This is a genomic window from Streptomyces sp. NPDC002754 (genome assembly GCF_053592315.1).
On sequence record NZ_JBSFVM010000063.1, the window covers coordinates 1 to 9468 of the forward strand.

Annotated in this window: 10 protein-coding genes; 1 reads left to right on the forward strand and 9 read right to left on the reverse strand. The window is 70.1% G+C overall.

Translation table 11 applies throughout. The features are described from left to right. Positions 1–68: 68 nt before the first annotated feature. The 4 genes from ACWD2L_RS40480 to ACWD2L_RS40495 all read right to left on the reverse strand — a co-directional run bounded on the left by ACWD2L_RS40480 (position 69) and on the right by ACWD2L_RS40495 (position 2416). Entirely contained in the window at positions 69–923 is an 855-nt protein-coding gene (locus tag ACWD2L_RS40480; RefSeq protein WP_351345289.1) for a class I SAM-dependent methyltransferase, read from the reverse strand. Continuing rightward, complete coding sequence (locus ACWD2L_RS40485) at positions 920–1354, reverse strand: VOC family protein (RefSeq protein WP_351345286.1); 435 nt, start codon at positions 1352–1354, stop codon at positions 920–922. The genes ACWD2L_RS40480 and ACWD2L_RS40485 overlap by 4 nt, the downstream gene beginning before the upstream one ends. A 54-nt stretch (positions 1355–1408) precedes the next feature. Beyond that, the gene (locus ACWD2L_RS40490) at positions 1409–1870 is read right to left on the reverse strand and encodes a helix-turn-helix transcriptional regulator (protein ID WP_351345283.1); all 462 of its coding nucleotides are present in this window, start codon (positions 1868–1870) and stop codon (positions 1409–1411) included. A gap of 69 nt (positions 1871–1939) precedes the next feature. Continuing rightward, entirely contained in the window at positions 1940–2416 is a 477-nt protein-coding gene (locus ACWD2L_RS40495; RefSeq protein WP_351345292.1) for a MarR family winged helix-turn-helix transcriptional regulator, read from the reverse strand. A gap of 112 nt (positions 2417–2528) precedes the next feature. Between ACWD2L_RS40495 and ACWD2L_RS40500 the strand changes: the two genes are divergently transcribed. Next, on the forward strand, positions 2529–2942 hold the full coding sequence (locus ACWD2L_RS40500) for an organic hydroperoxide resistance protein (protein ID WP_351345280.1): 414 nt from the start codon (positions 2529–2531) through the stop codon (positions 2940–2942). 11 nt (positions 2943–2953) lie between these two features. Here the strand turns inward: ACWD2L_RS40500 and ACWD2L_RS40505 are convergent, their stop codons facing one another. The 5 genes from ACWD2L_RS40505 to ACWD2L_RS40525 form a co-directional block, all read right to left on the reverse strand. Continuing rightward, positions 2954–4267 (reverse strand): hypothetical protein, encoded by a 1314-nt coding sequence (locus ACWD2L_RS40505; protein WP_351345277.1) that lies wholly within the window; start codon positions 4265–4267, stop codon positions 2954–2956. Positions 4268–4369: 102 nt separating this feature from the next. Next, positions 4370–5212, reverse strand: a complete 843-nt coding sequence (locus ACWD2L_RS40510) for a class I SAM-dependent methyltransferase (protein ID WP_351345274.1) — start codon at positions 5210–5212, stop codon at positions 4370–4372. Between the two features lie 158 nt (positions 5213–5370). Next, positions 5371–6252, reverse strand: coding sequence for a carbohydrate ABC transporter permease (locus ACWD2L_RS40515; protein WP_351345271.1), 882 nt, complete (start codon positions 6250–6252; stop codon positions 5371–5373). Further along, positions 6249–7664, reverse strand: coding sequence for a carbohydrate ABC transporter permease (locus tag ACWD2L_RS40520; RefSeq protein ID WP_351345268.1), 1416 nt, complete (start codon positions 7662–7664; stop codon positions 6249–6251). The genes ACWD2L_RS40515 and ACWD2L_RS40520 overlap by 4 nt, the downstream gene beginning before the upstream one ends. Before the next feature lie 7 nt (positions 7665–7671). Beyond that, positions 7672–9105: an ABC transporter substrate-binding protein gene (locus ACWD2L_RS40525; protein ID WP_351345265.1), complete on the reverse strand. Its 1434-nt coding sequence runs from the start codon at positions 9103–9105 to the stop codon at positions 7672–7674. Between the last annotated feature and the right edge of the window lie 363 nt (positions 9106–9468).

The following is a 9468-nucleotide window of genomic DNA, read 5'->3' on the forward strand; positions in this document are numbered from 1 at the left end:
GCCGTTCCACTACGACCGCGTCGTAGTTCCACGTCACAGTCCCAGCCCCGTTCCTTCCCGCGCGCGGATCAGGTGGTGGCCAGGAGGAAGTCCTCGCCGCTCGACGGGCGCAGGGCGTCCTCGCGGGACGCGAAGTAGCGGGTTGCGAGGTCCGTGCCCGGGATGTGCTCGGCCGTCCTGAATCCGGCCTCTCGGGCCAGGGTGAGCATGTCCTCGGGGGCGTAGAAGCTGAGGAAGGGCGTGCCGGAGGCGCTCGCGCCCTTCTTGCTGGTCTCCATGCCCGAGCGGTCCGCCGCGTCGACGAGGTCGGCCGGGAGGATGAAGGAGAGCGCCAGGGTCGAGCCCGGGGCCAGCTTGGCGCTCTGCTCCAGGGTGGCGGCCGTGGCCTCTCGGGTGAGGTACATGACGACGCCCGTCGAGACGACGACCGCCGGGCGGCGCGGGTCGAAACCGGCCGCCGTGAGCCCGTCCCACCACGACTCCCGCGCCTCGAAGTCGACGGGGACGAGGTGCAGGCGGGGCGGGACGCCGTGGCCGAGCGCTTCGAGGCGGGCGCGCTTCCAGGACTGCGGGCCCGGCTGGTCGACCTCGTAGATGTCGAGGCGCGCGGCGAGTTCCGGGCGGCGCTGGGCCAGCGTGTCCAGGCCCGCGCCGAGGATGACGTACTGGTCGACGCCGCGCTCCGACTCCCGCTCCACGAGGTCCTCGACGAAGCGGGCCCGCGAGACCATCGCGGCCCGGAAGCCGCGGGTCGACGCAGGCTCCATGTCGGGGCGCTCGCGCCAGTCGGGGCCGGGGGCGAGCAGGCGCAGGCCCACCTCGTCCTCCAGGACGTGCGGCGCGTCGTCGACCTGGACGTGCATCGCGCGCCACAGGGCGCAGCGCTCCGCCGTGTTGTCGGGGCCGCTGCCGGGGGCGGTCATGCCCAGTCCTTGGAGAGGTCGAGCTCCTCGTTGCGCTCGGTCAGCGAGTACCAGTTGCCGTTGTCGTCGCGGAAGACGGCTTCGATGCCGTACGGACGCTCCTTCGGTTCCTGGAGGAACTCGACGCCGCGCGCCTTGAAGTTCTCGTAGTCGCCTCGGCAGTCGTCCGTGCGCAGCGCGCCGCCGCCGAGGACGCCCTTGGCGACCAGCTCGGTGAGGGCCCGCGCGGACTCGGGGTCGACGCCGTGGCCGTCGGGGCGCATCAGGGCCAGCTCGAACTCGGGCTGGTCCTTGGCGCCGACCGTGATCCAGCGGGAGTCGCCCATGGACATGTCGGTGCGCAGCTCCATGCCGAGCTTCTCGGTGAAGAACGTCTTCGTACGTTCCTGGTCGAGCGTCCAGATGGTCGTGATGCCGACGCCTTTGATCATGGTGCCTCCCGCGGTGTGTTTGTTCTGGCCGGTCCACGGTAGGCAGCGGGACGCTCAGCAGGCTTCTTCAGAATTGCTCTGTCGAGATCTGCTCTGTCGACGCGGCTGGAGACCGCCCGCCCACAGCAGGGCGTAGCAGCCCGGGATGAGCGCGGCGCCGCCGCGGAGCTGCTCGCGGCGGTACTCGCCCGGGGTCTGGCCCGTGTGCTGCTTGAAGCGTGTCGTGAACGTGCCGAGGCCGGTGAAGCCGACCAGGTGGCAGATCTCGGTGATGCCGAGGTCGCAGGTGCGCAGCATCTCCGCCGCGCGTTCGATGCGGCGCCGCGAGAGGTACTGGCCGGGTGTCCGTCCGTAGGCCGTCTTGAAAGCCCGGACGAAGTGCGAGCGCGAGTAGCCGGCGTGGGCCGCCACCGCGTCCAGGTTCAGGGACGCGTCGGCCCAGTCCCGGTCCATCACGTCCTTGGCGGCGCGCAGCCGGCGCAGGTGGGCGAGGTGTACCTCGGCGACTGTGTCCATCGCGTCGATCCTGGCAGCTTCGATCCCGGCGCGAAACTCTTCCGGGTCGACGTGAAGCCGACGTGGATGTCAGAGCTCGGCGGAGTCCAGGGCGTGGGTCAGGCGGTCGAGGCGGGAGCGCAGGTCCGCTATTTCGTGCAGGTCGAAGCCCGTCGCCGCGGCGATCTTGCGGGGGACCTCGGACGCGCGGGTCTTCAGGGCCGCGCCGGAATCCGTGAGGGCGATGGTCACCGAGCGCTCGTCCGTGGCGCTGCGCTCGCGGCGTACGAGGCCGTTCGCCTCCAGGCGCTTGAGGAGCGGGGAGAGCGTGCCGGAGTCCAGGCGGAGGCGTTCGCCGAGGCGCTTGACCGGGAGCGGGCCCTCCTCGGGGGCGGCCTCCCAGAGCACCAGCATGACCAGGTACTGGGGGTAGGTGAGGCCCAGGTCCTTCAGCAGCACCCGGTAGATGCCGCCGAAGGCGCGCGACGCCGCGTTGAGCGAGAAGCAGATCTGGCGGTCGAGCCGGAGGAATTCGTCGGAGCTGGGAGTGCCGGGAGTGCTGGGCATGCTGGACATGGGTCCAGGGTACCGGTTGCGCGATTCAGTTGCGTGCAATTTAATTGTGTGCTATATTTGGGGAGTACGAAGAGAGATTCACCGACCGAGAGGCAGGTCCCCCATGGACGCCATCTACACCGCCGTCGCCACCGCCACCCACGGCCGCGACGGGCGCGCCGTCTCCTCGGACGGCGTGATCGATCTCCAGCTCGCCCCGCCCACCGCGATGGGCGGGAACGGCGAGGGCTCCAACCCGGAGCAGCTCTTCGCCGCCGGTTACGCCGCCTGCTTCGGCAGCGCGCTCGGGCTCGTCGGCCGGAGCGCCAAGGTGGACGTCGCCGACGCCGCCGTTACCGCCGAGGTCTCCATCGGCAAGCAGGGCGAGGGCTTCGGGCTCGCCGTCGTGCTCCGCGTCGAGCTGCCCGAGTCGGTCGACGCCGAGACCGGCCGCAAGCTGGTCGAGCAGGCGCACCAGGTGTGTCCGTACTCGAACGCGACGCGCGGCAACATCGACGTGCAGCTCGTCGTCGAGTAGTTCCCTCGGCATCAATTGCCTCTGGATGAAACGCCGTTGATCCGTGCCAGTACCTCCCCCGACTGCCGGCTCCACGCCACCAGTACCGCCTCCGGCGGCAGTCGTTCGGCCCGGTCGAGCAGCAGCCAGCGGACGCGGTAGCGGTCGGCGACGGCCTGCCGTTCGGCGCGGGTGGACGTGGGGGAGAGGTAGGCGCGCACCGCCGCCCGGCGCCGGTCCCGGTCGACCCTGTCGACGACCGGGTCGGGGCGGGCGGGCGCTACCAGCGTCGGGCCGTGGCCGGGCAGTGAGCGGGTGGGGCGGTAGCCGCTGGTCAGGACCACGTCGCCGGGGGGAATGTGCTGCGCCGCCCAGGTGTACGCGGGCCAGCTCGGCGGCGGGTCGAGGACCGTGGCCAGGAGGCCGACCGCCGCGCCCGTCGCCGCCAGCGCGCCGAGCGCCCTGCGACGCCGCGGCCACGGGCGGGGCGCCGCGAGCGCGATCGCCAGAGCCAGCTGGAGCGGCACCACCGTGAGCACCATGGCCGCGCCGTACGCGGAGGGGTGGATCAGCGCGGCGTACGCGAGGGCCGCGATGCCCGCCGCGCACAGGAGGACGAGCGGGTCCCTACGGTCGCGGCGCAGGCGCAGCCACAACGCCGGGAGGCCGATCAGCGCGAGCCACGGGACGTGCGGCGACGCGGGGTCCGAGTCCGGCCAGAGCCACACCAGGCCCACCGCCGCGACCCCCGCCACGGCCCAGCGCGCCCCCTCCCGCCGCAGCCGCCACGCGCCCGCCCACACCCAGAACGCGAGACCGATCGCGAACGTCGACGGGTAGCCGAGGTCGATCGTCAGCGAGCGCAGTGCGAGCGGTTCGGTGCTCCAGTCCGTGCTCGCGCCCCAGAGAAGTGTGAGCGTCAACAGGGCGATGACCGGGGCCCATTGGCGAGTGGTGAGCGCCCGGACGAAGCGGTGCAGGCCCGTCAGCAGGACCAGCAGATTGGCGGGGCCCGCGAGCTTCATGACCTCCCAGCCCGTCAGACCCGTCGCCCGCGCGAAGGCGCCCTCCACCATCGCGTATGGGGAGGAGACGTACCAGCTGCCCGCGCCCGGCAGGTCGACCAGTGGGTGGCGCGGGTGGAGCAGGCTGACCTTCAGGCGTTCGATCACCGCCGCGTGCAGCCCGTAGTCGTAGGCCATCGGCACCCACCAGTACGCGAGCGTCAGCAGCAGCCAGCACAGGCCGCCGAAGACGAAGAACGGGGTCGGGCGCCAGAACCGGCCGCCGCGCAGCGCCGTCGCGCCGCGCGCCGTTCCCCGGACGAGTGCGGAGGTCGTCGTCATGTACGGCATGGGGAATGCGTGCCCCGCCGGAGCCGACCGCTCCGCCTTTCGTGGGCCGTGCGGGTGAGGACCCCCGGGTTCACGAAAGGCGGGGCTCGGGCGTCAGCGGCCCAGCAGCGAGCGCAGCAGGCCCTTCGAGCGCGGGGACTGCGTGGGCACGGGCGACGCGGTCGGCTCGTGGCGCGACACCGGCTGGGCCGGGCGCTTCGCCTTCCGGCCGTCGATGCGGATCATCGAGTGCCCGGCGACCTCCTCCGCGCCGTGCCAGAAGTCGTCGCGCCCCGCGAGCATCGCGCCCAGCTCGGTGCGCACCGGCTCGAACGCGCCCCACGTCCCGTAGAACTTGGTCGCCGTGATGCACAGCGGCTTGAGTCCTGTCGTGGCGACGGCGCCCCACGTCGCGGCCGCGACGCCCGGACAGTGCTCGGCGCGGAAGTCGTCGAGCACGACGATGCCGTTCTCGCCGAGGAGTTCGCGGGACGCCTCGATGTCGCCGTGCACGTGCTCGTACAGATGCGAGGCGTCGACATGCACGAACCGGCAGCTGCCGGGGGCGACCAAGGACGTGATCACGTGCGAGGGCCCCTGCACCACCTCGGGCAACTCGTCATGGAACGCCTGGTAGTTGGCCTCGAAGGCGGTACGCGTGAGGGTGCTGTAGGACTTGTTCATCTCCTTGTCGTTCGCCTTGTCGTCGGCGGGTGAGTCGAACAGGTCGCAGACGGTGAAGGTCTCCTTCTCCTCCAGGTACTGCCCCATGAAGATGGCGCTCTTGCCCAGGTAGACGCCGAGTTCGAGGAGATCCCCGCCCTGGCCGAGTGCGCGCTGCCGGCTCAGGAACCAGTCGAAGAGCACCTGGTCGATGTTGTGGAACCAGCCTTTGACGTCGTCGAGCGCGGCCGGGCGCGGCAGTTCGGCGGGCGCGGTGTGGGACTCGTGCTGCATGTCAGCTCCAGTACGGATGACGTGGGTGCGGGGCCGGCGGACGACGCGCTCGCCGGCCGGCCCCGGGAGGCCATCAGCTCTGGTTAGGTGCACGGGATGTCCGGGCGGTGGCCGGAAGGAGAACGGGAGACCCTCTCGCTCGATAAATCCCGGATGCGTTATTTGACGGCGCCCGCCATCACGCCGGACACGAACTGGCGTTGGAACGCGAAGAACACGGCCAGCGGGATCACCATCGAGATGAACGCGCCGGGTCCGAGCACATCGACGTTGTTGCCGAACTGCCGCACCTGGGTCTGCAGCGCGACCGTGATCGGCTGGCTGTCGGTGTCCGTGAAGATCAGCGCGACCAGCATGTCGTTCCACACCCACAGGAACTGGAAGATGCCGAGCGAGGCGATCGCGGGGGCGCCGAGCGGCATCACCACCCGTACGAACACGCGCACCTCGCCCGCACCGTCCAGGCGGGCCGCCTCCAGTAGTTCGCGCGGGATCTCCGCGAAGAAGTTCCGCAGCAGGAACACCGCGAACGGCAGTCCGAACCCGACATGGAAGAGGATCACGCCGAGGATCGAGCCGAAGATGCCGATGTCGCCGAAGAGCCGGGCGATCGGCACGAGCGCGACCTGCACGGGCACCACGAGCAGCCCGACCACGATCAGGAACCACCAGTCGCGGCCCGGGAACTCCATCCACGCGAATGCGTAGCCGGCCAGCGAGCCGATCACGATCACGAGCAGGGTCGCGGGCACCGTGATCAAGGCCGTGTTGACCAGGGAACGCGTGATGTCCGAGTTCTCCAGGAGACTGCTGTAGCTCTCGAACGTCAGCTGCGCCGGCTTGCTGAATACCGTCCACCAGCCGCTGTCCGCCATGTCCTCCGGGGAGCGCAGCGAGGAGAACAGCAGGCCGATCGTGGGCACCAGCCACAGCGCGCCGACCACCAGCAGCACGAACTGGACGAACCCGCCGCTGAGCAGGTCGCCGATCCGGCGTGCGAGCGAGCGCGGGGCCTTGACGGAATCGTCGAGTGTCGTCATCGCCGTGTCTCCGCCCTCAGCCTGCGCAGGTTGAACCACATCACCGGGATCACGAGCAGCAGGAGCAGCACCGCGATCGCGCTGGCCAGCCCCTCGTTGTCCTCGCTGAACGCCGAGCGGTACAGCTGCAGGGCCAGCACGTTGGCGTCGTCCTGCGAGGATCCCGGCGCGATGATGAAGATCAGGTCGAAGATCTTCAGTACGTTGATCATCAGCGTGACGAGGACGACCGCGAGCACGGGCGCGAGCAGCGGCACCGTGACCCGGCGGAACACCTGCCACTCGGAGGCGCCGTCCACGCGGGCCGCCTCCAGGAGTTCGCGCGGGATGCCGGCGAGCCCCGCCCCGATGAGCACCATCGCGAACCCGGCCCACATCCACACGTACGCGACCATGATCGAGGTCGTCACGATGTTGAGGTACAGATCGAATCCGCCGAGGTGGATCGTGAAGAACTTCTTGTCGCCGAGCCAGTCGGCGCCGTTGTACGGCTCCTTGAAGTTGGCTGCGGGGAGCCGGAGTTGGGAGCCGTCCGCCTTCGCGGGCAGCGTGAACGTGCCGTCGGCGGCGGCCGTCGTGGACGCCACCACCTTGCCGTTCCTGACGGCTTCGACCCGCATGCCGGGGTAGCCGACCTCGCTCGCATCGATCTTGTTGAGGCCGCCCGCGCCCTTGCCGAGCGTGAAGTCCTGCCAGACGGTGCCGGTCACCCCGGGCTTCCCGGTGGCGGACTCCTTCGCGGGCTTGGCGTCCTTGGGCATCTGGTCGGCGGCGACGCCAACGAGCGGCAGCAGCACGGGAATTCCGGCACCGACCGGTTCCTTCGTGAGGTACGGGCCGCCCGGTTTCCCGGTCAGCGTCTGGCTGCCCCGCGGATGCGCCTTCGGGAACGCGGAGGCGTCGGCGAACGTGTCGTGCACCCCCGTCATGACCGCGTTCACCGCGCCCTTCTCCGGGTCCTGGTCGTAGACGAGCCGGAAGATGATGCCCGCGGCCAGCATCGAGATGGCCATCGGCATGAAGACCACCAGCTTGAACGCGGTGGCCCAGCGGATCCGCTCGGTGAGCACGGCGAAGATCAGGCCGAGCGCCGTGGCGACCGTCGGGGCGAGCACCACCCACCAGATGTTGTTGTTGATCGCGGCCTTGGTGTCCTCGCGCGTGAACAGCGTCTCGTAGTTGTCGAACCCGATGAACGAGCCGCCCGACGCGTTGAAGAAGCTGCGGACGACCGAGTACCCGATCGGGTAGACGACCAGGGCGCCGAGCAGGATCAGCGCGGGCAGCAGGAAGAGCCCAGCCACCGACTTGCGGGTGCCGGTGACGCTCTTACGGGTACGGGTACGGGTACGTGGTGACGTCGCGGCGGCCGCCCCGGGATCCGGGGTGCCGCCGCCCGTGGCGGATGTCATCGCCGCGTCAGTCCTTGAACGCCTTGGCCGCTTCGGCCTCCAGCGTCTTCTGGGTGCCTGCGATGTCCTTGGGGTTCATCAGGAAGTCCTGGAGCGCCTTCCACTCGCCCTTGCCGGGCGTCCCGCCGAACGCCTGCGGCATCTGGTCCGACATGTCGAAGCGGAAGTCGTCGCCCGCGCCCACGAGCGCCTTCGCGATCTCGCGCTGCACATCGTTCGGGTACGAGGCGAGGTCCACGTTCTTGTTGGGCGAGAGGTAGCCGCCCAGCTTGGCCTGGATGGTCGCGGCGTCGGGGGACGCCAGCCACGTCACGAGCGCCTGCGCCGCCTCGGAGTCCTTGAGGATGACGGCCGCGTCGCCGCCGCTGACCACCGGCTTGTCACCGGAGCCGACCGCGGGGAACGGGAACACCTTCGCGTCCGTGCCGACCTTCGCCTTCGTCTGCTGGATGTTGACCTGTGCGAAGTCGCCCTCGTAGACCATGGCGCCCTTGGGCTGCTCGCCGCCGGTGAAGGTCTGCTCGACCGACTTCGTGAACTCGGTCTGCACGGCGCCCTTGTTGCCGCCCGCGAGGAAGTCCTTCTTGCCCCACAGCTCGGCGAGCGTGGTGAGCGCGTCCTTCACGGACGGGTCGGTCCACTTGATGTCGTGCTTGGCGAGCTGGTCGTACTTCTCGGGACCCGCCTGCGACAGATAGATGTTCTCGAACCAGTCGGTCAGCGGCCAGCCGTCGGCCCCGCCGACGGAGAACGGCGTGACACCGGAGTCGTAGATCGCCTGCGAGGTGGCGAGGAGTTCCTTCCAGGTCTTCGGCTCCTTGGCGGCCGCGTTCTCGAAGACCTTGGTGTTGTACCAGACCAGGGACTTGTTGGCCGCCTTGTAGTACGCGCCGTAGCTCTTGCCGCCGACCTTGCCGAGGTCCTGCCAGCCCTGGGCGTAGTTCTTGCTCAACTGCGCCTGGGCGTCCGCGCCCAGCGGCTTGGCCCACTTCTTGTCGACGGCCTGCTTGATGGCGCCGGGCTGCGGCAGCATCGCGATGTCCGGCGGGGCGCCGCCGGCCACCTTCGAGCCGAGGAAGTTGATGATCGGGTCCTGGGCGGGGACGAACGTGACCTTGGCGCCCGTCCGCTTCTCGAACTCCGCGAGCACCTTCTTGAAGTTCTTCTGCTCGTCGCCGGTCCACACGGCGGCGATCTCCAGCGACTTGCCGTTCAGCTTCGGCAGCTTGAGCGAGGACGCGGGTGACTTGCTGCCGTCTCCGCCGGACTTGCCGTCGCCGTCGTCGCCTCCACAGGCGGTGAGCGTGAGCGCGAGGGAACCGATGGCGATGCCTACGAGGGTGGTGCGGAGCGTGTGTGTCCCTGTGCGGGTGCGTATGCGGGTGCGTATGCGGGTGCGTATGCGGGTGGGTGTGCGAAGAGTGCTGCGAGTGCTGCCCATCACTGCCCCGTTCTCGTCCTGAACGCTGGACGTGCGTACTGAGCGCTGTCCCGTGGGCACTGGTCTACGCCCGGCCAGGGAGGGGCGGCAAGGGTGCCAGGGCTGTAAAGCGGGTGATCGTGACGGGGTCGTGATGCGTCAAGCTGGCGCGGGCGGTGGGAAGTTGGGCGCGCCCCTCGCGGATCCGTCCCGGCCGACTGCCCCGGCCGACCGTTCTCACGCCACGGGGCTCCGCCCGGAGCGGCCTCCCGTCCCGAGGCCACGGGGCTCCGCCCCGGACCCCGCGCCTCAAACGCCGGCGGGGCTGGAAAGATCGGGGCTCTGCCCCGGACCCCGCGCCTCAAACGCCGGCGGGGCTGGAAA